Origin of the sequence: Pseudomonas sp. FP215, assembly GCF_030687795.1 — a bacterium.
In the GTDB taxonomy this organism is placed as follows: Bacteria; Pseudomonadota; Gammaproteobacteria; order Pseudomonadales; family Pseudomonadaceae; genus Aquipseudomonas; species Aquipseudomonas salmasensis.
The window spans coordinates 5,972,912-5,994,383 of sequence record NZ_CP117447.1 but is presented as its reverse complement, the minus strand read 5'-3'; the positions used below and the strand labels follow the sequence as shown (position 1 = coordinate 5,994,383).

Below are 21,472 nucleotides of genomic sequence, written 5' to 3'. Positions count from 1 at the left end.
GTTCGAGGAGTTGGTGATGAAAGTTCGTGCATCGGTGAAAAAGCTGTGCCGTAACTGCAAGATTATTCGCCGCGAAGGTGTTGTTCGAGTAATTTGCAGCGCGGAACCGCGTCACAAACAGCGCCAAGGCTGAGTGTGATCCGCTTGAAGCCCGGCAGCTAGTGCGCTGCCGGGTTGATTATTTGTTATTACAGCGATATTATCTCGCGCCCTATTTCTTGGCTTCCGGGGCGTAGGTAGCTGTCAATTGGAGTCCCACTGAATGGCCCGTATTGCAGGCGTTAACATTCCAGATAACAAGCACACTGTTATCTCGCTGACCTACATCTATGGTGTTGGTCGCACTACTGCGCAGAAAATTTGCGCAGTTGCTGGGGTAAACCCAGCCGCTAAGATCAAGGATCTGAGCGACGAGCAGATTGAACAGCTGCGTGGCGAAGTGGCGAAGTTCACCACTGAAGGTGACCTGCGTCGCGAAATCAACATGAAAATCAAGCGTTTGATGGACCTCGGTTGCTATCGCGGTCTGCGTCATCGTCGTGGTCTTCCAGTACGCGGTCAGCGTACCAAGACTAACGCGCGTACCCGTAAAGGTCCGCGTAAGCCGATCCGCAAGTAATCGCCCCAGCGAATCGACAGGAAAATTATCATGGCAAAACCTGCTGCTCGTCCTCGTAAAAAAGTTAAAAAGACAGTGGTTGATGGCATCGCCCACATCCATGCATCTTTTAACAACACCATCGTGACCATCACCGACCGTCAAGGTAACGCGCTTTCTTGGGCTACCTCCGGTGGTTCGGGTTTCCGCGGTTCCCGCAAGTCCACCCCGTTTGCTGCTCAAGTAGCTGCTGAACGTGCTGGTCAAGCTGCGCTGGAATATGGCCTGAAAAACCTCGACGTTAACGTCAAAGGTCCAGGTCCAGGTCGTGAGTCTGCTGTCCGTGCTTTGAACGGCTGTGGCTATAAGATCGCCAGCATCACCGACGTGACGCCAATCCCGCACAACGGGTGCCGTCCGCCGAAGAAGCGCCGCGTGTAATCCAGGAGATTGTAAAGAATGGCTCGTTACATTGGTCCAAAATGCAAACTCGCTCGTCGCGAAGGCACCGATCTCTTCCTGAAGAGCGGCGTGCGCGCGATCGAATCGAAGTGCAACATTGAAGCAGCACCTGGTATCCACGGCCAACGCCGCGGTCGCCAGTCCGACTACGGCACCCAACTGCGTGAAAAGCAGAAGGTCCGTCGTATCTACGGCGTTCTCGAGCGTCAGTTCAGCGGCTACTACAAAGAAGCTGCTGGCAAGAAAGGTGCAACCGGTGAAAACCTGCTGCAACTGCTCGAATGCCGTCTGGACAACGTTGTATACCGTATGGGCTTTGGTTCGACTCGTGCCGAATCCCGTCAGCTGGTATCGCACAAGTCGATCAGCGTTAACGGTCAGACCGTAAACGTTCCGTCCTACCAGGTTCGTGCTGGTGACGTGGTCGCAGTTCGCGAGAAAGCAAAAAACCAACTTCGCATTGTCCAAGCTCTCGATCTGTGTGCCCAACGTGGCCGCGTAGAATGGGTAGAAGTAGACACTGAGAAGAAGTCGGGCGTTTTCAAGAACGTTCCTGCTCGCAGTGATCTGTCCGCCGACATCAACGAAAGCCTGATTGTCGAGCTCTACTCCAAGTAAGGGCTAGAAAATAGGTGCATCCATGCAGATTTCGGTAAATGAGTTCCTGACACCCCGCCACATTGATGTGCAGGTTGTCAGTCCAACCCGCGCCAAAATTACTCTCGAGCCTCTCGAGCGTGGTTTTGGCCACACCCTGGGCAACGCGCTGCGCCGCATCCTGTTGTCCTCAATGCCCGGCTGTGCAGTAGTCGAGGCCGAGATTGACGGTGTGCTCCACGAGTACAGCGCCATCGAAGGTGTACAGGAAGACGTAATTGAAATCCTGTTGAACCTTAAAGGTCTGGCTATCAAGCTGCACGGCCGTGACGAAGTTACGCTGACCTTGTCGAAGAAGGGTTCGGGGGTGGTTACCGCTGCCGATATTCAGCTGGATCATGATGTCGAGATCGTTAACCCCGATCACGTAATCGCTAACCTGGCGTCTAACGGCGCCCTGAACATGAAGCTCACTGTAGCTCGTGGTCGTGGTTATGAACCGGCCGACTCGCGTCAGAGCGATGAAGACGAAAGCCGCAGCATTGGTCGCTTGCAGCTTGACTCTTCGTTCAGCCCGGTTCGCCGTATCGCATACGTGGTGGAAAACGCCCGTGTCGAACAGCGTACTAACCTGGACAAGCTGGTTATTGATCTGGAAACCAACGGTACCCTGGATCCTGAAGAGGCTATCCGCCGCGCTGCAACCATTCTGCAACAGCAGTTGGCTGCGTTCGTCGACCTCAAAGGTGACAGCGAACCAGTGGTAATCGAGCAGGAAGACGAGATCGATCCGATCCTGCTTCGCCCGGTTGACGATCTGGAACTGACTGTACGTTCGGCTAACTGCCTTAAGGCGGAAAACATTTACTACATCGGTGACCTGATCCAGCGCACCGAAGTAGAACTGTTGAAGACTCCGAACCTGGGCAAGAAATCCTTGACTGAAATCAAGGACGTTTTGGCCTCCCGCGGTCTGTCCCTCGGCATGCGCCTCGACAACTGGCCGCCTGCAAGTCTTAAGAAGGACGACAAGGCGACTGCCTGATCGTCGTAATCACCGAACGTGAGTTTGGTAAGGAATGAACCATGCGTCATCGTAAAAGTGGTCGTCACCTGAGCCGTACCAGCTCGCACCGCAAGGCCATGTTCCAAAACATGGCGGTGTCGCTGTTCGAGCACGAGCTGATCAAAACTACACTGCCGAAAGCTAAAGAACTGCGTCGCGTTGCTGAGCCGCTGATCACTTTGGCCAAGACAGACAGCCTGGCTAACCGCCGTCTGGCTTTCGACCGTACTCGTTCGAAAGCTATCGTTGGTAAGCTCTTCAACGACCTGGGCAAGCGTTACGCTACCCGTGAGGGTGGCTACCTGCGCATCCTCAAGTGCGGTTTCCGCGCTGGCGACAACGCGCCTATGGCGTACGTCGAGTTGGTTGATCGTGCTACTGCCGGCGAAGCTGTAAGCGCCGAGTAAGACGACAAGCTACAACGAAAAACCGGGCCTAGTGCCCGGTTTTTTGTGCGCGTAACAAAAGCGCGCTGCGTACAAGAATCCTCAAGCGACACGCTTCACTATGAGCGTTGGGTATGTTGGTAGTTATTTTCTATTGATGCCTACAATTTAATGAATTTGTAGGTGTCATGTGGATGGTCAATACTCCCTCCAAGCCGATTAGCCGGCAGTTCCAAGCCCGACCTGAGGAAGATGCGCATGAGCCAGAATAAAGTCCTTACCACCGCCAGCGGCGCGCCCGTTGCGGACAATCAGAACTCACGTTCCGCCGGCCCACGTGGCCCCTTGCTGCTCGACGATTTCCACCTGATCGAGAAGCTCGCTCACTTCAACCGTGAAAATATCCCTGAGCGTCGCGTGCACGCCAAAGGTTCAGGTGCCTTCGGTACCTTTACCGTGACAAAAGACATTACCCAGTACACCAGCGCCAAGTTGTTCGAGTCCGTTGGCAAGCAGACGCCTACGTTCCTGCGTTTCTCCACCGTAGGCGGTGAGCGTGGTTCGGCTGATACTGAGCGCGACCCACGTGGCTTCGCCTTGAAGTTCTACACCGAAGAAGGCAACTGGGACATCGTCGGTAACAACACCCCGGTGTTCTTTATCCGTGACCCGCTGAAATTCCCGGACTTTATCCACACCCAGAAGCGTCTGCCGCAAAGCAACCTGAAAAGCGCGCAGATGATGTGGGATTTCTGGTCGCACTCCCCAGAGGCGTTGCATCAGGTCACCATTCTGTTTTCGGACCGTGGCATTCCGGACGGCTACCGTCACATGCACGGTTTCGGCAGCCACACTTACAGCCTGATCAACGCCCAGGGCGAGCGTCATTGGGTGAAGTGGCACTACAAGACCAAGCAAGGCATCAAGAACCTGGCGCCGGCCGAGGCTGCCCGTTTGGCGGGTACCGACCCTGACTACGCCCAGCGTGATCTGTTTGGTGCAATCGAGCGCGGTGACTTCCCCAAGTGGCGCGTGTGCATCCAGATCATGACCGAGGCGCAGGCGAACGCCCATTACGAGAACCCGTTTGACGTGACCAAGACCTGGTCGCAAAAAGAGTTCCCCTTGATTGAAGTGGGTGAGTTGGAGCTCAATCGTAATCCGCAGAACTACTTCGCCGAAGTCGAGCAGGCCGCATTTGGCCCAAGCAACATGGTCCCAGGCGTTGGCCTGTCGCCAGACCGTATGCTGCAAGGTCGGGTTTTCGCCTACGCCGATGCGCACCGCTACCGTGTGGGCACCAACCACCAGCAACTGCCGGTGAACGCGCCACGTAGCCCGGTTAACAGCTACCAGCGTGACGGTTCCATGGCTTTCGGCAGCAACGGCGGTGCGGCTCCGAACTACGAGCCAAACAGCTATGCCGACGCACCGAAACAAGCCCCGCAGTATGCAGAGCCAGCACTGGCCCTGAGCGGCGCCGCTGATCGCTACGATCATCGCGAAGATACGGACTACTACAGCCACGCCGGTGCGCTGTTCCGTCTGATGAATGATGAGCAGAAAGCCCTGCTCACCAATAACATCGCCGGTGCTATGGGTGGCGTTTCCAGCGACGTGGTCCAGCGTCAACTGCAGCACTTCTATAAGGCTGATCCGGCTTATGGAGAAGCAATCGCAAAGGCACTGGGTGTATCGCTTAACTGACTCTAAACGATAAGCAGAACCGCCCTCATTTGGGCGGTTTTTGCGTTATTTCAGCTACTTTTCCCTGAAAATCTTCACTTTTCTGCCGTTTGTCCCGTGACCTTCAAGTCAGCATGGTTCAAACTACAGTCTTTCAAGCAGGGAGATGTAGGGCGATGCAAGGTCACCCCGACGTAATCGATTACCTCAACACGTTGCTGACGGGCGAACTGGCAGCTCGTGACCAATATTTCATCCATTCGCGTATGTACGAAGACTGGGGCTTTACCGAGCTCTACGAGCGTATCAACCACGAAATGGAAGAAGAGGCACAGCACGCTGACGCCCTGATGCGCCGCATTCTGATGCTCGAAGGCACGCCGCGTATGCGTCCAGATGATCTGGATGTGGGTACCACAGTGCCTGACATGCTCGCTGCCGACCTACGCCTTGAGTACAAGGTCCGTGCCGCACTCTGCAAGGGCATCGAGCTTTGCGAGCAGCATAACGACTATGTCACCCGGGAAATATTGCGGGTGCAGTTGAATGACACCGAAGAAGATCACACCTACTGGCTGGAAAAGCAGTTAGGCCTGATCAAGTTGATCGGCCTGGAGAATTACCTGCAATCGCAGTTCTGATTCCCGGTTACAAAAAAGCCTCTGTCACCGCAAAGTGACAGGGGCTTTTTATTGGGCTATGAAAAGATCAGGCCCGGTCGCGTTCCAGCAACGGTTTCAAGTAGTAACCGGTGTGCGACTGCGGCATTTCGGAAACCTGCTCCGGCGTGCCCACTGCGATGATCTGGCCACCCTTCGAACCGCCTTCTGGCCCCAGGTCTACCAGCCAGTCGGCCGTCTTGATCACATCAAGGTTGTGCTCGATCACCACCACGGTATTGCCGTGGTCTCGCAGGCGGTGCAGTACGTCCAGCAACTGCTGAATATCCGCGAAGTGCAGGCCAGTGGTCGGCTCGTCGAGGATGTACAAGGTTTTGCCGGTATCACGCTTGGACAGCTCGCGAGACAGCTTGACCCGCTGCGCCTCGCCACCCGACAGCGTAGTCGCCGATTGCCCCAGCTTGATATACGACAGGCCCACATCCATCAGCGTCTGCAGCTTGCGCGCCAACGCCGGCACCGCGTCGAAGAACTCGCGAGCTTCCTCGATGGTCATTTCCAGGGTCTCGTGGATGCTCTTGCCCTTGTACTTGATCTCCAGGGTCTCGCGGTTGTAGCGCTTGCTCTTGCACACATCGCACGGCACGTAGATGTCCGGCAGGAAGTGCATCTCCACCTTGATCAGGCCATCGCCCTGGCACGCTTCACAGCGGCCACCCTTGACGTTGAACGAGAACCGACCCGGCCCATAACCCCGTGAGCGCGACTCTGGCACGCCAGCGAACAACTCGCGGATAGGCGTAAACAGCCCGGTGTAGGTGGCTGGGTTTGAACGCGGCGTACGTCCAATCGGGCTCTGGTCGATGTCGACCACCTTGTCCAGATGCTCCAGGCCCTTGATGCTGTCGTGGGCCGCTGCTTCCAGGGTGGTCGCGCCGTTCAGGGCGGTAGCACTCAGGGGGAACAGGGTGTTGTTGATCAGCGTCGACTTGCCCGAACCGGAAACACCGGTCACGCAGGTCAACAGGCCCAGCGGAATCTCCAGGTCGACATTGCGCAGGTTGTTGCCGCGCGCGCCCTTGAGATGCAGCGCCATCTTCTTGTTACGCGGTGTGCGCTTGGCGGGCACTTCAATCTTCACACGGCCGGACAAGTATTTGCCGGTCAGTGAGTCAGGATGTGCCATCACCTCGGCAGGCGTGCCTTCAGCAACGATATGGCCACCATGCACGCCGGCGCCGGGGCCGATATCGACCACGTAGTCCGCCAGGCGGATAGCGTCTTCATCATGCTCGACCACGATCACGGTATTACCAATATCGCGCAGGTGTTTCAGCGTGCCCAGCAGGCGGTCATTGTCCCGTTGGTGCAAGCCAATCGACGGCTCGTCGAGGATATACAGCACGCCCACAAGGCCGGCGCCAATCTGGCTGGCCAGGCGAATACGCTGTGCCTCACCGCCAGACAAAGTGTCGGCGCTGCGGTCCAGCGACAGATAGTCCAGGCCCACGTTAACCAGGAACTGCAATCGCTCGCGAATCTCCTTGAGGATCTTGTCAGCAATTTCCCCGCGACGACCGGTCAGCTTCAGCACGCCAAAGTATTCACAGGCATCGCCGATCGGCAGGTTGGTCACTGCCGGCAGGGTCTTCTCGCCCACCCATACATGTCGGGCTTCACGGCGCAGACGCGTGCCACGGCAATCCGGGCATGGCTGTGTGCTGAGGAATTTCGCCAACTCCTCGCGCACGCTCGCCGATTCGGTTTCGCGGTAACGGCGTTCCAGGTTCGGCACGATGCCTTCGAACGGGTGCGAGCGCTTGACGATATCACCGCGGTCGTTCAGGTATTTGAAGTCGACATTCTGTGAACCGCTGCCATTGAGAATGACCTTCTGCTGGTCTGCCGGCAGTTGGTTGAATGGCACTTCCAGGCTGAACTTGTAGTGGGACGCCAACGACCCGAGCATCTGGAAGTAGTAGACGTTACGCCTGTCCCAGCCGCGTATCGCACCCTCGGCCAAGGTCAGTTCGCCATTGACCAGGCGCTTGATATCGAAAAACTGCTTCACACCCAGGCCGTCGCAAGTCGGGCAGGCGCCGGCCGGGTTGTTGAAGGAAAACAGCTTGGGTTCCAGCTCACTGATGGCATGGCCACAGATAGGGCAGGCGAAACGCGCGGAGAAGATGATCTCTTCGCCGGGCTCGTCATCCATCGGCGCTACCAGGGCAATGCCATCGGCCAGCTTCAGCGCGGTTTCGAACGATTCCGCCAAACGCTGCTGCAGGTCGGCGCGCACCTTGAAACGGTCGACCACCACATCAATGGAGTGCTTTTTCTGCTTGTCCAGCTTCGGCGCTTCGTCCAGCTCATAGAGCTTGCCGTTGATGCGCGCCCGCACGAACCCCTGGGCTCGCAGCTCTTCGAAGACCGAAAGGTGTTCGCCCTTGCGCTCGCGAATCACTGGCGCCAGCAGCATCAGCTTGGCGCCTTCGGGCTGGGTCAGCACCAGGTCGACCATCTGGCTGACGGTCTGGGCTTCCAGGGGGATATCGTGGTCCGGGCAACGGGGGATACCCACGCGTGCGTACAGCAGGCGCAGGTAGTCGTAGATCTCGGTAATGGTACCCACGGTAGAGCGCGGGTTGTGAGACGTGGACTTCTGCTCGATGGAAATAGCCGGCGACAGGCCTTCAATGGTGTCGACATCGGGCTTTTCCATCATCGACAGGAACTGCCGGGCGTAGGCCGACAGCGATTCCACATAGCGACGCTGACCTTCGGCATACAGCGTGTCGAACGCCAGGGACGATTTGCCGGAGCCGGACAAGCCGGTGATGACGATCAGTTTGTCCCGGGGCAGGGTCAGGTCGATGTTCTTCAGGTTGTGGGTTCTAGCCCCACGAATCAGGATCTTGTCCAAGATGGCCTCGCACGGCGGGCGTAAATGATGCCGGAGTATACGGCTAAAGACTGGATGAATATACACTGTCAAAACGCCGCTTGCAGCCTTACATGAAAGCTGCGCGGCAAAGCGCCGCATATACCCTCTCAATCGATGGGACTGGTAGAATCGCCGCCGGTTCACACGAGGTTTTTCCATGCACGATCCCCACAGCGAACGCATGAGTAGCGGCGAGACCCGAGCGGCAAGCGGGCTGGCCCTGGTGTTCGCCTTCCGTATGCTGGGCATGTTTATGGTGTTGCCGGTGCTGGCCACCTATGGGATGGATCTCGCAGGTGCGACCCCCGCCTTGATCGGCCTGGCGATTGGCGCCTATGGCCTGACCCAGGCAATTTTCCAGATTCCGTTCGGGATCATTTCCGACCGCATTGGCCGTCGCCCGGTGATCTATCTCGGGCTGATCGTATTCGCCCTTGGCAGTGTGCTAGCGGCCCAGTCCGATTCGATCTGGGGCGTGATCGCCGGCCGCATCCTGCAGGGCGCCGGTGCGATTTCCGCCGCCGTGATGGCGCTGCTCTCGGACCTGACCCGCGAACAACACCGCACCAAGGCCATGGCGATGATCGGCATGACCATCGGCCTGTCGTTTGCCGTGGCCATGGTGGTCGGCCCCTTGCTCACGCGCGCGTTCGGCTTGCATGGGCTGTTCCTGGCCACGGGCGGCATGGCGTTGTTCGGCATCCTGATCGTGGCCTTTATGGTGCCGCGCTCCACCGGCACCCTGGCGCACCGTGAATCGGGCGTTGCACGCAAGGCGTTGCTGCCGACGCTCAAGCACCCGGACCTGCTGCGCCTGGATTTAGGTATCTTCGTATTACACGCCATGCTGATGTGCAGCTTCGTCGCCTTGCCCCTGGCCCTGGTGGAAAAAGCCGGGCTGCCCAAGGAGCAGCACTGGTGGGTCTACCTCACTGCGTTGTTGATTTCGTTCTTCGCCATGATCCCGTTCATCATCTATGGCGAGAAGAAACGCAAAATGAAACGAGTTTTACTCGGCGCCGTCGCGACATTGATGCTCACTGAACTATTCTTCTGGCAGTTCGGCGACAGCCTGCGCGCGCTGGTGATCGGTACGGTGGTGTTTTTCACCGCGTTCAACCTGCTCGAAGCGTCGTTGCCGTCACTGATCAGTAAAGTTTCACCGGCGGGCGGTAAGGGCACGGCCATGGGAGTGTATTCCACCAGCCAGTTCCTGGGCTCCGCGTTGGGCGGCATCATGGGCGGCTGGATGTTCCAGCATGGCGGTTTGTCGGTTGTGTTCCTCGGATGCGCCGCGCTGGCTGCACTTTGGCTGGTCTTTGCTGTTACCATGCGCGAACCTCCCTACGTCACCAGCCTGCGTTTGCCGCTATCGCCCGAGGCGATCCGCGAAGCCGGCCTGGTCGAGCGCCTGAAGGCCGTCGTAGGGGTAACGGATGCAGTGGTGGTCGCTGAAGAGGCGGCCATTTACATCAAATTGGACACCGAATTATTGGATCGCGCGACGCTCGAGCAACTGGTCAACCCAGTGCCGACAGCGCGCCCAGCCTAGGAGAACGTTATGGCCCGTGGGGTTAACAAAGTCATATTGGTCGGTACTTGCGGCCAGGATCCCGAAGTTCGCTACTTGCCTAACGGTAATGCCGTGACCAACCTGAGTCTGGCGACCAGCGAGCAATGGACCGATAAGCAGACCAACGAGCGCAAAGAGAAAACCGAGTGGCACCGCGTGTCGTTGTTCGGCAAGGTCGCGGAGATCGCCGGTGAATACCTGCGCAAAGGTTCGCAGGTGTACATCGAAGGCAAACTGCAAACCCGCGAGTGGGAAAAAGACGGCATCAAGCGTTACACCACCGAAATCGTGGTCGACATGCAAGGCACCATGCAACTGCTGGGCGGCCGTCCACAGGGCGACCAACAGGGCCAGGGCGGCATGTCCAACTCGGCACCGCGCCCACAGCAGTCGCGTCCGCAGCCAAGCCAACAGCCACAGCGTGAGTCGCGCCCAGCGCCACAACAGGCTGCTCCGCAACCGGCTCCGGATTTCGACAGCTTTGATGACGATATCCCGTTCTAAGGTCCAAGACCGACCCTGAACAAACAAAACCCCCGATAGCGAAAGCATCGGGGGTTTTTTATGGGCGATGCCCAGGTGTCGGCGTGCGGGATGCCGTTGTGCAGACAGCACACCAACCCCGACATTTGTTCTCATGGCTCACAAGATTTAGGCTGTCGCCACCTCTAGCAAGAAGGAAAGCTGTGATGACCTGGTCCGCCAAGCAGTACACGATGTTCGAACAGCAGCGCACTCGCCCCGTCCGTGACCTGGTGGCGGCCATTCCCAACACCGAGGTGAACACCGCCGTCGACCTGGGATGCGGGCCGGGGAATTCCACCGAGGTACTGGCTGAGCGTTTCCCCCAAGCACACGTCACGGGCATGGACAGCTCCGATGACATGTTGGTGGAAGCCCGCAAGCGCCTGCCCAGGTTGAACTTCGAGCTGGCAGACATCGGCGCCTGGCATCCGGCGCAACGCTTGGATGTGATCCTGGCCAATGCCTCGCTGCAATGGCTACCCGACCACGCCACGCTGTACCCGCACTTGGTCCACCAATTGAACCCAGGCGGTACGCTGGCGGTGCAAACCCCGGACAATCTGGACGAGCCCGCCCATCGCCTGGCCCGTGAAGTTGCGGCCGATGGCCCATGGGCGGCAAAGATAGGGGCGGTTAAACACAATGAGCGGCACACCGCCAGTTACTACTACGAACTGCTGAGCAAGTATTGCAGTACCGTGGATGTGTGGCGCACCACCTATCAGCACCCGTTGGCCGACCACGGGGCGGTGGTGGAGTGGTTCAAGGCTTCGGCATTGCGGCCTTTTCTTGCGCCGTTGACCGACGATGAAAAAGCCGCCTTCCTGCAGCAATACCAGGCGCGAATTACTCAGGCTTATCCCGCCCTGGCCGATGGCACGGTGTTGTTGCCCTTTCCGCGGCTGTTCATCATCGCCACGCGCTAAAGCGATCGGCCCGTGTGGCGGTCACGCGGCCGCTGCTTGGGCCTTCAAATATTCCTCTGCCGACACCACACCCGCATAGCCAAAGGCCAGGGAGGCCATGTACGCCCCGTGCACCTGCGCCGCCGGAATCACCTGGCCGTTGAATTCCTGGTCGCGGGTCGCGCAGGCGTCATGGATCACCGTAACTTTGTAGCCCAGGTCCGCCGCCGCCCGCACCACGGCGTCAACGCACATATGGCTCATGCTGCCCACTACCACCACATCGGTGATGCTGCGCTGTTCCAGCAATTCGCGCAGGTTGGTTTGGCGAAACGCATTCACGAAGTGTTTGAGCACCACCGGTTCATCGCCCTCGTTGAGCACCTTGGCATGCAAGTGCGCGCCTTCGGAGCCCGGGGTGAAGAAGGGTGCGTCGTCGCCAGCGAACTCATGGCGTACATGAATCACCGCATCGCCTGCCTGCCGAAACGCCTGTAGCACCTGCGCCGCCTTGTCCGCTGCGGCTTCCACGCCGTCGAGCGGCCACTTGCCCTGGGGGAAGTAGTCGTTCTGGATATCGATTAGGATGAGCGCCTGCTTGGCCATGTGTGTTGCCTCGTGATGGGTTGATGGGCCTAGTATCTTAGCTGGCGATCACACCGAGAATTGGCTGCACCGACAATAACAGGGGGAAAACTGACAATGGCCGCGCAACGCAGCACTGTCGAGCTGGGTGTGTTGATCTACCAAGGCGCGCAACTCGCCGCAGTCCACGGGCTGACCGACCTGTTCGGGGTCGCCAACCGCATCGCCGCCGAGCATGAATCTGCGCAACTACCGCTGCTGCGAGTCAGCCACTGGCAGGTAGATGCCCACGGCACACCCGCCCGCGCGTTCGACAGCCACCCCGGCCCCCACCAACCGATGATGGCCGTGCTGGTGCCCCCCTCGATTGCCGAGTTCACCGAAGACCAGGCGCCGCCTGCACTGCTGCAATGGCTGCGCCAGCAACATGCGGCCGGCACCGTGCTGGGCGGCGTGTGCATCGGTTCGATCATGCTGGCGCGCAGCGGCCTGTTGGATGGCCGCAGCGCCACCACTCACTGGTCTTCCGCGAAGTCCTTTGCGGCCAGTTACCCGGCGGTGCGCCTGGAAGCGGATAAACCCATCGTCGATGACGGCGACCTGATCACCTCCGCTGGGCTGATGGCCTGGTCCGAACTGGGCCTGCGCCTGGTCGACCGGCTGATGGGCCCGAGCGTTGCGGCCGACACGGCGCGCTTTCTGGTCATCGAACACAGCGCCAGCGCCAGCCAGTGCGGTAGCAACTTTGCGCCGATTCTCAGGCACGGTGATGGCGCGGTCCTCAAGGTCCAGCATTGGCTGCAGGCCAGTGGCGCGGTGGATGTGTCCGTGGCGGCGATGGCGCAGGAGGCCAACCTGGAGGAGCGCACGTTCTTGCGGCGCTTTCGCAACGCCACCGGCTTGAAACCCACCGAGTACTGCCAGCACCTGCGGGTCGGCAAGGCGCGGCAGATGCTGGAGTTCACCAACGGCACCATCGATCACATTGCCTGGATCGTGGGCTATCAGGACCCCAGCGCCTTTCGCGCCATTTTCAAGAAAATCACCGGGTTGTCTCCCAGCGATTACCGCAACCGTTTTGGGGTTTGAATCGTGCAGAACGCCGCAGGGTTAACCTGGGGTCGTGCAGAATAAAACAGGCTAACGGCCATCACTTTTTGCGCAACTGATTGATTTAACGGCCATCCCCGCAAACCCTATGTTGGCCTGATCCATGCAGCCCTCCTGCTACACAACGGCTGATAGAAAGGGGAACGCATGACCCCCATAAGTCGCAAGAAGCTGGTGGTTGCTCACTCCATGCGAGAGGGGGCGCCTCTGCATGAAATCGAAACCAACCGTGCCCTCGCACGCTGGCTGGCGCAGATCCTGGGGCTCAAGTTCGGTGGCAGCTATGACCCCAATCTGCATGCGGGCCGGGAGCTGTACCTGCTGCCCACGCAAACGCTGGTCGGACCGGCCCAAGCGCAACGGCTCAATATCAAGGGGCCACAAGATCTGTGGGGCGGCTATGTCGATCACGCTTTCATCTGCACCAAAGCCATCAGTCACGGCCTGCTGAGTTCCGAGGCCAAGGCGCCCGAAGGCTGGTCGCCGACATTCTGCGAGCGTGTGCGTGACGTGGTGTTGGACGGCGTGAGTGTGTTCGCCCTTGAGGACGCGCGGCCTGCCGCGACCCGCTTGCTCTACAGCGGCCCGATTCGTCTGAAACCCGTAAATGCCTGTGCAGGGCGGGGGCAGGAAGTTATCCACAGCCTGGATGAGTTCGACGCGATAGTGGCGCGCCCGGAAGCGGCCCGAATGTTCAATCAAGGCGTGGTGCTGGAACAAGACCTGCGCGAGGTGGTCACCCACAGTGTGGGCCAGAGTTTTATCGGCGATCACCTCATTAGCTACTGCGGCGAGCAGCACCTGACGCAAGACGGGCAGGGCGAAGAGGTCTACGGCGGTTCCGATCTGCTGGTCGTCCCCGGTGATTACGCAGTCCTGCTCAAACTGGATCTGCCTGAAGACGTGCGTAAGGCCATCGAACAGGCGCTGGTGTTCGACCGTGCTGCGAGTGAGGCCTACCCAAGCTTCTTCGCCTCGCGCCGCAACTACGACATCGCCCAGGGCCTGGACAGCACAGGCCAGCGCCGCAGTGGCGTGCTCGAACAATCCTGGCGCATGGGCGGGGCCAGCAGCGCGGAAGTCGCGGCGTTGCAGAGCTTTATCAACCATCCGGGCATTAAGGCCATCCGTGTGTCCTCGGTAGAAACCTATGTAGACCAAGCGCTGCCGGCGGATGCCATCGAGGTATACCGAGGCCCGGCCGAAAACAGCGACTTTCTACTCAAGTATGTGACGGTCAAGACTTATGACGGCTAGAAGCGAGAGCATCACCATCGATATAGACGACGAACAAATGAGCGGGACCTTCCTCAGCCCCAAGTCCAAAGTGCCCGGCGTGTTGTTCGTGCACGGGTGGGGCGGCAGCCAGGAGCGCGACCTGGAGCGGGCCAAAGGCATCGCAGGCCTTGGGTGTGTGTGCCTGACCTTCGACCTGCGTGGCCATGCTGGCACCGGCATCCCCTTGTCCCGCGTCACCCGCGAAGACAACCTGCGCGACCTGCTGGCTGCCTACGACCGCCTACTGTCCCACCCGGCGATCGACACCTCGGCGGTGGCGGTGGTGGGCACCAGTTATGGCGGCTACCTGGCCGCGATCCTCACCTCATTGCGCCCGGTGCGTTGGCTGGCGCTGCGAGTGCCGGCGCTGTACCGCGACCAGGAATGGCTCAAGCCCAAGCGCGACTTAGATAAAGCCGACCTGATGGATTACCGCGGCACCCTCGTGCACGCCGAAACCAACCGGGCTCTGCATGCCTGCGCGCAATTTACCGGCGATGTGCTGATTGTCGAGTCGGAAACCGACGACCATGTGCCCCACGCCACCATCATGAGTTACCGCGCGGCGTGCCAGCAGACCCATTCCCTGACCCACCGCATCATCGACGGCGCCGACCATTCCCTGAGCGACCCGGTGTCGCAACAGGCGTACACCTCGATCCTGGTGGACTGGATTACCGAGATGGTGGTGGGGGAGCGGTTGAGCATCATTCAGTCCCGATAGGTGTCGCCCTTTTGATCGCTATCGCGGGCAAGCCCGGCTCCCACAGGGGAATGCGTTCCGAGGTGGGAGCGCGGGCTTGCCCGCGATAGCGATTCAACAGTCACCACGGCCTCATCAGGCTGTCTTCTTCACCCGCAACGCCTTGGCCTTGGCCTCCACCCCCAAATACATCACCAGTGCAATCAACAACGGGCAAATAAAATAAATCGCTCGGTAAGCGATCAACCCAGCCAGCAAACTCCCCCGCGACGCCTCATGCTGTAACAACGCAATGAACACCGCCTCCAACACCCCCAACCCGGCCGGGATATGAGTGACCACCCCGGCAATCGCACTGATCAACAGCACCCCCAGCACCAACGGGTAATCCAGTTTGGCCGGCAGCAAGGTGAATATCACTGCGGCCATCAACGACCAGTTCAACGCACCCAGAGCCAGCTGCAAACAGGCCATGCGCAGCGACGGCAAGTTGATCTCGATACCGCGAATCGACCACGCGCGCTTTTTAGAAAACCGGCACGCCGCCAGGTAGCCCAGGCTCGCGAGCACCAATAACACCCCGACCCCTTGCAAGGCGCCGCTACTGAGCTTCCAGCCCGGCGGCAGGGTCACCAACCCGCTGCTGAACACCACCCCGGCCAACGCCATATAGCCGAACCAATTGGTGGCCAGGCTCAGGCCGAGGATCTTGGCGATATTGCTGGTGCTCACGCCCAGGCGCGAATACAGCCGATAGCGCATGGCAATGCCGCCGACCCAGGCGCTGAGGTTGAGGTTGAACGCGTAGCTGATGATGCCCACCGGCAATATCTGCTTCCAACGCAACGGCTGGCGAATGTAGGTGCGGCCGATCAAATCGAAGCAGGCGTAAACAATAAAACTGCACAGCGTCAGCGCGCCGGCGATGAACAAAGTGCGCAGCTTGAACTCGCTCAAGGTCTGGAACACTTCGCTCCAGTCGATGCGCCGGGCGAGCAGGGTAAACAACACGATCAGCAGCACGAAGAACGCGATCGTCAACGGTTTCTTCCAGCGCTTGAACCCAGAGGCTTGCGCTTGGGGGCGGGCTTCAGATGTCATGGGGCGTAGTCTCAAAAGGCTTCAAGCGCGGTTTGTGGGCCGGCAACCAACTGGCCAGCACTGGGAAATGGCGCATCACATGAAACACTAGGAAACCCACGGTCAGGCGCCAGAGCCACAGGCGTGGCTTGCGCTTTTCCGGCATGGTCTGGCAATGATTGTGGGCGAGGGCTTCCAGGCGTTCGTAGAGCTGCTGATTGAAAGCCCGGTCGCGAATCAGCACATTGGCTTCCAGGTTCAATGCCAGGCTCAGTGGGTCCAGGTTGCTGGAGCCGACGGTGCTCCATTCGTCATCCACCAACGCCACCTTGCCGTGCAGCGGGCGTTGGCAGTATTCGTGAATCACCACGCCATCTTTGAGCAAGTAGTCATAGAGCATGCGCGCGGCCAGTTTCGCCAACAGCACGTCCGGCTGGCCCTGCATGATCAACTGCACCTGCACGCCACGGCGTGCCGCATTACGGATCTCGCGAAGCAGGCGATAGCCGGGGAAGAAGTACGCGTTGGCGATCACCACCCGCTGCCGGGCCTGGCTCAAGGCGTGGATATACGCGTCTTCGATGTCATCACGATGCTGGATGTTGTCGCGATAGATCAGGCGTACCAGGCCGTCGCCTGGCTCGTTCGTCCAGGGCGAGGGCCGTTGCTGGCGCCGTCGCCAACCGCGACGGCTGCGCACCTGGCGGCCACTTTGGGCAAGGGCGAAATGGTGCAGGTCTGCCACAGCCGGGCCGATCACCTGTACTGAGTAATCCTGCTTGGCTTCGGGGCCGAAATCCGCCAGGTGGTCGGCGGAAAAATTGATCCCGCCGATAAACGCCACGCGGGCGTCCACCACGACGATCTTGCGGTGCAGGCGGCGAAACCAGTTAGTGCGTATGCCGAGGGTCTTGGGCGCCGGGTCGAACATCTGCACCATCACCCCGGCCTCGGCCAACTCCCGCAGGAAGCCCGGGCTCAGTTCGCCGCAGCCAAAACCGTCGAGGCTGACCACCACCTTCACCCCGCGCTTGGCCGCCTCGATGAGGATGCTGTGCAGCTCAAAGCCGACCTTGTCTTCAAAGAGGATAAAGGTCTCCAGCAGGATCTCGCGCTCGGCGCCGCGCAACGCCTCGAATACGGCAGGAAAGTACGCCTCGCCGTTCTCCAGCAACTCCACGCCGTTGCCGCTTTGCCAGCCGTAATCCAGATCCCGCGCCTTGCTGTCATCCGGCGGTTGGTCTGTGGCGATATGGTCTACCGCAACGTTCATAGCTCAACCTCCACCGACAGCGGCACATGGTCTGATAGATGGGACCAAGGCCGAGTGGTGAGCACGCGCGGGTTGTGCACCGTCAGGTTACGCACATAAATGCGGTCCAGCGGCAGTAGCGGCAGGCGTGCGGGGAAGGTGCGCGCCGGTTTGCCGAGGGTGTGCATGAACACTTCCTGCAAACCGCTTTGGCTCAGGTCGGCTTTTTGCCGCCAGTCGTTGAAGTCGCCAGCGACCACCAACGGCGCATCAGCCGGAATCTCGCTGATACGCTGTTCCAGCAACCGCAATTGCTGTTGGCGATGCACCTCGCGCAAACCCAGGTGGATGCAGATCGCGTGCACCTGCTGGCCGCTGCCCGGCAGGCGCAGCACGCAATGCAGCAGGCCGCGGTTTTCATGGCCGCTTTGCGAAATGTCGAGGTTGTCGTAACGGATGATCTGAAATTTGGACAGCAGCGCATTGCCATGGTCGCCATGGGGGTACACCGCATTGCGTCCATAGGCAAACTGCGGCCAGATGCTGTCGGCGAGAAATTCATACTGCGGCATTTTCGGCCAGTCGCTGTAGCGCTGCGGATGGCGTTCGTGGGTGCCATGGATCTCCTGCAAGAACACCATGTCCGCGCCCACACTGCGCACCGCTTCACGCAGCTCGGGCAAGATGAAGCGGCGATTCAGCGCGGTGAAACCCTTGTGGATATTGACCGTCAGCACCGTGAAACGGGTGATGGCGGTGGAGGGCGGGGTGGGTATCAGCTCTGGATGCGTCATGGCAATACTCCTGGTTCCGGCAGCCGGCCAGGTTCGGTGAGCAGGTGTTGGTCCAGCCCGAAACGTTGCAGCAATTGGCGTGCATCGAAGGGCGCGCGAACTTTGATGTCGTTGTCGAAAAAACAGAACACATCGCGCTGTTTACGCCTGCGGGGCATGTGGTGCGGGTCGACGAGGTGTGCATCGGCAGGCTGCTTGCCGTGGGCCCAGCGCTCGATGCGGTCACCCCAGCGCTGGAGCGCTTCGGCGCTATAACCGCTGGCGTATAACTGCTTGTCGCCGTGCAAGCGCAGGTACATGAAGCTGGCGGTCACGTCTTCCATGTACGGCCACTTGCCTGCGGTGTCCGCGACCACCAGGGCCACCCCGTGCTTATCCAGCATCTGGATAAACTCCGGCACGGCAAAACTCGTGTTGCGAATCTCCACGGCATGGCGCAACGGCTTCTTGGCATAGGCCTTCATGCTCGCCTTGCCGTTAAGGCGCGGCTCATGCTGGCGGGCGAGGGCGGCGGCCTGCTGGGTGTCGGTGGGTAATTCAGCCAAAAAGGTTTCAAACAGCGTGGCGTCGAATTTGAAGCTGGGCGGAAACTGCCAGAGGATGGGGCCAAGTTTTTCTTTGAGTTCCAGCACCCCGGAAGCGAAGAAATTCGCCATCGGCTTGTGCACATCGCGCAGGCGCAGGATATGCGTGATGAAACGGGGTGCCTTGACACTGAACATGAAACCTTCAGGCGTATCGGCATACCACTCGGCATAGCGCTTGGGGGTTTGCAGCGCGTAGAACGAACCGTTGATTTCGATGCTGTTGACGGCGCGTGACGCAAACTGCAACTCGCGTTTCTGGGTCAGCCCTTCGGGGTAGAAGTCCCCGCGCCAGGGCGTGTAGCGCCAGCCGGAAATGCCGATGTGAATCGCCGCCATGTGTGCTCCCGTGGATGGTGGGTGAGGTGACCTCCGTTATGGGATGACTGCGCTGTTTGGCCGAAAGTTTCCACATTCCTACAGGCGGTACAGGGTAGGAAAAGATGGGAGGGCATCGCCCATGCGGGGAACGATCAAGGCCTAAACCCGTCAGTTCCTTACAGACCCTGCTGAAGGAGCTCGCTGTTTTGCTGAATCTAAAGACTGCATTACTGCTCGGTGCGTTGCTGCTTTGCGGCAACGGCGCACTGCAAGCCGCGGCCACCGCACCGGCCACCGAGGCCCCGGCCAAGCCGGAACTGCTGGTGCAAGGTGGGCTGCTGGGGGCTATCAGTTCCAGTATCGATGACGTGCAAGACAAGCTCGACCTCAACCAGAACCTCATTGACGCCTGGCGCCTGCGTGCCGACCGCGCCGCGGATGAAGTCGGGCGCCTGGTCGACCAGACCACCGCACGCTCGCCGTGGAGCGTGGCCGGCGATTTCCTGCTGTTGTCTGGCGTGTGGGTCGGTGCCTTTGCTGTGCTGACGATGCTGGGGCGCTTGGTTGTGAAACGCGCGAGCCGTCGCCCATTCCTTGCGCGGCGTCAACGGCTGCAAGGCTTGCTGGGCTATGTGGTGCCCTACACGATTCCAGCGCTGATCTGCCTGCCGTTGACCCTTTATGTCAGTCACTTTTTAGCCGCGTCTGTCGGCCGAGCCCTGGCGCTGTGTTTTGCCTACGCCACCAGCAGTGGCATCTTTTCCACATCGTTGCTGCTGTGCGTCATTGTGATGTTCAACGTCGGGCACAAGCGCCCTGCCGTGCAGATCATTCGTGACTATTGCCCTAAGCCGCTGTTCTTGATCGGCTTTCTCGCGGCCCTCAGCGATGCGCTGACCAGCCCGCAAATCGCTCGTCAGTTGGGCGGCAATATCACCAGCAGCATCGCCGTGTTTACCGGCCTGTTTGCTGCGGTCATCTTTGGCGTGCTGGTGGTACGCCTGCGTCGCCCGGTGGCCCATTTGATCCGCAACCGACCGCTGGCCCAGCGCCTCAAGCACCCGGCATTGCAACAATCGTTGCGGGTGTTTTCCGGCCTCTGGTACTGGCCGATTCTGTTGATGGTGCTGGTCTCGGCGGTCAACCTGATCGGTGCCGGTGACGACAACCAAGAGGCCCTGCGTTGCGCGCTGCTTACCACCTTGTTACTGATCGGTACGGTGTTTCTCAGCACCGTGCTGCAACACCTGTTCAAGTCCCGCAGCCAGGTGTCGATCCAACGCAGTAGCGCCTACAAGGAACGTTTCCTGAGTTTGCTGCACGCGATTTTGCGCATCGTCATGGCCATCGCGTTTATCGAAATACTCGGGCGTATCTGGGGTGTCTCGTTGTTCGAATTCGCCCAGCGCAACTCCGTGGGCCGGGCCATCAGTGACTCCCTCAGCAGCATCGGCCTGATCCTGTTGGTGACCTGGCTGTTCTGGGTGGTGCTTGACACTGCGATCCAGGAAGCCCTCAAGCCACCGGTGAATAAACGCTCCAGTCGCCAGCCCAGTACCCGAGTCAAAACCATCCTGCCGCTGTTGCGCAATGCGGTGAAGATCATCCTGGTGGTGATCTGCGCGATCACCACCATGGCCAACCTGGGCATCAATGTCGCACCGTTGCTGGCGGGCGCCGGGGTGGTGGGCCTGGCCATCGGTTTCGGTTCCCAGCAACTGGTGCAGGACGTGATCACCGGCCTGTTCATCATTATCGAAGACACCCTGTCCATCGGCGATTGGGTGGTGCTCGACTCCGGCCACGCCGGCACCGTCGAAGGCCTGACCATCCGCACCCTGCGCCTGCGCGACGGCAAGGGCTTTGTGCATTCGGTGCCGTTCGGGCAGATCAAGGCGGTCACCAACCAGTCCCGTCAGTTCGCCTATGCGTTTTTCTCGGTGCAGTTCACTTACGACACCGACGTGGACAAGGCCGTGGAGCTGATCCGCGAAGCCGGCCAGTCGATCCGCGACGATGTGTTCCTCAAGTACAACCTGCAAGGGCCGTTGGAAGTGTTCGGGGTGGACAAGATGGACCTCAATGGCGTGGTGCTCACCGCGCAGTTCCGCACCGTGTCGGGTGGCCAATACGCGGTCAGCCGTGCGTTTAACCAGCGTCTGAAAAAGCTTGTGGATAACTGTGAGGCGGTGCACTTCGCCCAGACTTATCCACAGCAGCTGTTGCTCGCACCCCGCACGGCACTGAAACAGGAGGCCGCCGAACCCGACGTCAAGACACTTAATCCGTGACGGTTGCGCTACAAACCCGCAAAATGCAACGATTCTGGCAATGACCTATGACAGCGCACACGCGCCTGTCGATAATAACCATCGTTCCAAACAGACCGGGCCTGCTCAATCT

General features: G+C 59.6%; 21 protein-coding genes. 15 read left to right on the top strand and 6 right to left on the bottom strand.

The genetic code is table 11. The annotated features are described in order from the left end of the window. The first annotated feature begins 16 nt into the window (after positions 1-16). The 8 genes from rpmJ to bfr all read left to right on the top strand — a co-directional run bounded on the left by rpmJ (position 17) and on the right by bfr (position 5,436). Complete coding sequence (gene rpmJ / locus PSH76_RS27165; protein WP_002555468.1) at positions 17-133, top strand: 50S ribosomal protein L36; 117 nt, start codon at positions 17-19, stop codon at positions 131-133. Between the two features lie 129 nt (positions 134-262). Beyond that, positions 263-619, top strand: coding sequence for a 30S ribosomal protein S13 (gene rpsM / locus PSH76_RS27160; protein WP_003194635.1), 357 nt, complete (start codon positions 263-265; stop codon positions 617-619). A gap of 30 nt (positions 620-649) precedes the next feature. Continuing rightward, a complete protein-coding gene (gene rpsK, locus PSH76_RS27155; RefSeq protein WP_002555466.1) occupies positions 650-1,039 on the top strand; it encodes a 30S ribosomal protein S11 in 390 nt (129 codons plus the stop codon). Between the two features lie 18 nt (positions 1,040-1,057). Continuing rightward, positions 1,058-1,678, top strand: a complete 621-nt coding sequence (gene rpsD, locus PSH76_RS27150) for a 30S ribosomal protein S4 (protein WP_003176404.1) — start codon at positions 1,058-1,060, stop codon at positions 1,676-1,678. A 22-nt stretch (positions 1,679-1,700) separates the two neighbouring features. Continuing rightward, positions 1,701-2,702 (top strand): DNA-directed RNA polymerase subunit alpha, encoded by a 1,002-nt coding sequence (gene rpoA, locus PSH76_RS27145; protein WP_003176403.1) that lies wholly within the window; start codon positions 1,701-1,703, stop codon positions 2,700-2,702. Between the two features lie 41 nt (positions 2,703-2,743). Then, entirely contained in the window at positions 2,744-3,130 is a 387-nt protein-coding gene (gene rplQ, locus PSH76_RS27140; RefSeq protein WP_003176402.1) for a 50S ribosomal protein L17, read from the top strand. A 237-nt stretch (positions 3,131-3,367) separates the two neighbouring features. After that, positions 3,368-4,816, top strand: a complete 1,449-nt coding sequence (locus PSH76_RS27135; RefSeq protein ID WP_047711897.1) for a catalase — start codon at positions 3,368-3,370, stop codon at positions 4,814-4,816. Positions 4,817-4,971: 155 nt separating this feature from the next. Further along, complete coding sequence (gene bfr, locus PSH76_RS27130; protein ID WP_003176400.1) at positions 4,972-5,436, top strand: bacterioferritin; 465 nt, start codon at positions 4,972-4,974, stop codon at positions 5,434-5,436. Between the two features lie 67 nt (positions 5,437-5,503). Here the strand turns inward: bfr and uvrA are convergent, their stop codons facing one another. Beyond that, positions 5,504-8,338: an excinuclease ABC subunit UvrA gene (gene uvrA, locus PSH76_RS27125; RefSeq protein WP_138761826.1), complete on the bottom strand. Its 2,835-nt coding sequence runs from the start codon at positions 8,336-8,338 to the stop codon at positions 5,504-5,506. Positions 8,339-8,516: 178 nt separating this feature from the next. On the opposite strand from uvrA, the gene PSH76_RS27120 reads away from it, so the two are divergent. The 3 genes from PSH76_RS27120 to tam all read left to right on the top strand — a co-directional run bounded on the left by PSH76_RS27120 (position 8,517) and on the right by tam (position 11,383). Further along, the gene (locus PSH76_RS27120) at positions 8,517-9,911 is read left to right on the top strand and encodes an MFS transporter (RefSeq protein ID WP_034133877.1); all 1,395 of its coding nucleotides are present in this window, start codon (positions 8,517-8,519) and stop codon (positions 9,909-9,911) included. A gap of 9 nt (positions 9,912-9,920) precedes the next feature. Then, the gene (locus PSH76_RS27115) at positions 9,921-10,436 is read left to right on the top strand and encodes a single-stranded DNA-binding protein (RefSeq protein WP_003194626.1); all 516 of its coding nucleotides are present in this window, start codon (positions 9,921-9,923) and stop codon (positions 10,434-10,436) included. Between the two features lie 185 nt (positions 10,437-10,621). Continuing rightward, a complete protein-coding gene (tam, locus tag PSH76_RS27110) occupies positions 10,622-11,383 on the top strand; it encodes a trans-aconitate 2-methyltransferase (RefSeq protein ID WP_305493234.1) in 762 nt (253 codons plus the stop codon). 21 nt (positions 11,384-11,404) lie between these two features. Here tam and PSH76_RS27105 read toward each other — a convergent pair whose 3' ends face one another. Then, positions 11,405-11,968 (bottom strand): cysteine hydrolase family protein, encoded by a 564-nt coding sequence (locus tag PSH76_RS27105; protein WP_032895077.1) that lies wholly within the window; start codon positions 11,966-11,968, stop codon positions 11,405-11,407. A 96-nt stretch (positions 11,969-12,064) separates the two neighbouring features. On the opposite strand from PSH76_RS27105, the gene PSH76_RS27100 reads away from it, so the two are divergent. The 3 genes from PSH76_RS27100 to PSH76_RS27090 all read left to right on the top strand — a co-directional run bounded on the left by PSH76_RS27100 (position 12,065) and on the right by PSH76_RS27090 (position 15,059). Beyond that, positions 12,065-13,036, top strand: a complete 972-nt coding sequence (locus PSH76_RS27100; RefSeq protein WP_305493233.1) for a GlxA family transcriptional regulator — start codon at positions 12,065-12,067, stop codon at positions 13,034-13,036. A 168-nt stretch (positions 13,037-13,204) separates the two neighbouring features. Further along, positions 13,205-14,314, top strand: coding sequence for a DUF3182 family protein (locus PSH76_RS27095; protein ID WP_305493232.1), 1,110 nt, complete (start codon positions 13,205-13,207; stop codon positions 14,312-14,314). After that, positions 14,304-15,059 carry a S9 family peptidase gene (locus PSH76_RS27090; protein ID WP_043050059.1) on the top strand — a complete coding sequence of 252 codons (756 nt, stop codon included), beginning with the start codon at positions 14,304-14,306 and terminating at the stop codon, positions 15,057-15,059. Before PSH76_RS27095 ends, PSH76_RS27090 begins: the two co-directional genes overlap by 11 nt. Before the next feature lie 114 nt (positions 15,060-15,173). Here the strand turns inward: PSH76_RS27090 and PSH76_RS27085 are convergent, their stop codons facing one another. Genes PSH76_RS27085 through PSH76_RS27070 form a run of 4 tightly spaced genes read right to left on the bottom strand, consistent with a single transcriptional unit; the run spans position 15,174 to position 19,087 of the window. After that, complete coding sequence (locus tag PSH76_RS27085) at positions 15,174-16,139, bottom strand: lysylphosphatidylglycerol synthase domain-containing protein (RefSeq protein ID WP_003194614.1); 966 nt, start codon at positions 16,137-16,139, stop codon at positions 15,174-15,176. Further along, positions 16,129-17,391: a cardiolipin synthase ClsB gene (gene clsB / locus PSH76_RS27080; protein WP_305493231.1), complete on the bottom strand. Its 1,263-nt coding sequence runs from the start codon at positions 17,389-17,391 to the stop codon at positions 16,129-16,131. Before clsB ends, PSH76_RS27085 begins: the two co-directional genes overlap by 11 nt. After that, positions 17,388-18,164 carry an endonuclease/exonuclease/phosphatase family protein gene (locus tag PSH76_RS27075; RefSeq protein WP_305493230.1) on the bottom strand — a complete coding sequence of 259 codons (777 nt, stop codon included), beginning with the start codon at positions 18,162-18,164 and terminating at the stop codon, positions 17,388-17,390. The genes clsB and PSH76_RS27075 overlap by 4 nt, the downstream gene beginning before the upstream one ends. Beyond that, positions 18,161-19,087 (bottom strand): DUF72 domain-containing protein, encoded by a 927-nt coding sequence (locus PSH76_RS27070; RefSeq protein WP_305493229.1) that lies wholly within the window; start codon positions 19,085-19,087, stop codon positions 18,161-18,163. Before PSH76_RS27070 ends, PSH76_RS27075 begins: the two co-directional genes overlap by 4 nt. Positions 19,088-19,275: 188 nt before the next feature. On the opposite strand from PSH76_RS27070, the gene PSH76_RS27065 reads away from it, so the two are divergent. Beyond that, positions 19,276-21,360, top strand: a complete 2,085-nt coding sequence (locus tag PSH76_RS27065) for a mechanosensitive ion channel family protein (protein WP_305493228.1) — start codon at positions 19,276-19,278, stop codon at positions 21,358-21,360. Positions 21,361-21,472 lie beyond the last annotated feature (112 nt).

Bases quoted from the DNA above. Each gene is read 5' to 3' on its own strand.
- rpmJ (WP_002555468.1), top strand. From the start codon at position 17: ATGAAAGTTCGTGCATCGGTGAAAAAGCTGTGCCGTAACTGCAAGATT.
- rpsM (WP_003194635.1), top strand. From the start codon at position 263: ATGGCCCGTATTGCAGGCGTTAACATTCCAGATAACAAGCACACTGTT.
- rpsK (WP_002555466.1), top strand. From the start codon at position 650: ATGGCAAAACCTGCTGCTCGTCCTCGTAAAAAAGTTAAAAAGACAGTG.
- rpsD (WP_003176404.1), top strand. From the start codon at position 1,058: ATGGCTCGTTACATTGGTCCAAAATGCAAACTCGCTCGTCGCGAAGGC.
- rpoA (WP_003176403.1), top strand. From the start codon at position 1,701: ATGCAGATTTCGGTAAATGAGTTCCTGACACCCCGCCACATTGATGTG.
- rplQ (WP_003176402.1), top strand. From the start codon at position 2,744: ATGCGTCATCGTAAAAGTGGTCGTCACCTGAGCCGTACCAGCTCGCAC.
- PSH76_RS27135 (WP_047711897.1), top strand. From the start codon at position 3,368: ATGAGCCAGAATAAAGTCCTTACCACCGCCAGCGGCGCGCCCGTTGCG.
- bfr (WP_003176400.1), top strand. From the start codon at position 4,972: ATGCAAGGTCACCCCGACGTAATCGATTACCTCAACACGTTGCTGACG.
- PSH76_RS27120 (WP_034133877.1), top strand. From the start codon at position 8,517: ATGCACGATCCCCACAGCGAACGCATGAGTAGCGGCGAGACCCGAGCG.
- PSH76_RS27115 (WP_003194626.1), top strand. From the start codon at position 9,921: ATGGCCCGTGGGGTTAACAAAGTCATATTGGTCGGTACTTGCGGCCAG.
- tam (WP_305493234.1), top strand. From the start codon at position 10,622: ATGACCTGGTCCGCCAAGCAGTACACGATGTTCGAACAGCAGCGCACT.
- PSH76_RS27105 (WP_032895077.1), bottom strand. From the start codon at position 11,968: ATGGCCAAGCAGGCGCTCATCCTAATCGATATCCAGAACGACTACTTC.
- PSH76_RS27100 (WP_305493233.1), top strand. From the start codon at position 12,065: ATGGCCGCGCAACGCAGCACTGTCGAGCTGGGTGTGTTGATCTACCAA.
- PSH76_RS27095 (WP_305493232.1), top strand. From the start codon at position 13,205: ATGACCCCCATAAGTCGCAAGAAGCTGGTGGTTGCTCACTCCATGCGA.
- PSH76_RS27090 (WP_043050059.1), top strand. From the start codon at position 14,304: ATGACGGCTAGAAGCGAGAGCATCACCATCGATATAGACGACGAACAA.
- PSH76_RS27085 (WP_003194614.1), bottom strand. From the start codon at position 16,139: ATGACATCTGAAGCCCGCCCCCAAGCGCAAGCCTCTGGGTTCAAGCGC.
- clsB (WP_305493231.1), bottom strand. From the start codon at position 17,391: ATGAACGTTGCGGTAGACCATATCGCCACAGACCAACCGCCGGATGAC.
- PSH76_RS27075 (WP_305493230.1), bottom strand. From the start codon at position 18,164: ATGACGCATCCAGAGCTGATACCCACCCCGCCCTCCACCGCCATCACC.
- PSH76_RS27070 (WP_305493229.1), bottom strand. From the start codon at position 19,087: ATGGCGGCGATTCACATCGGCATTTCCGGCTGGCGCTACACGCCCTGG.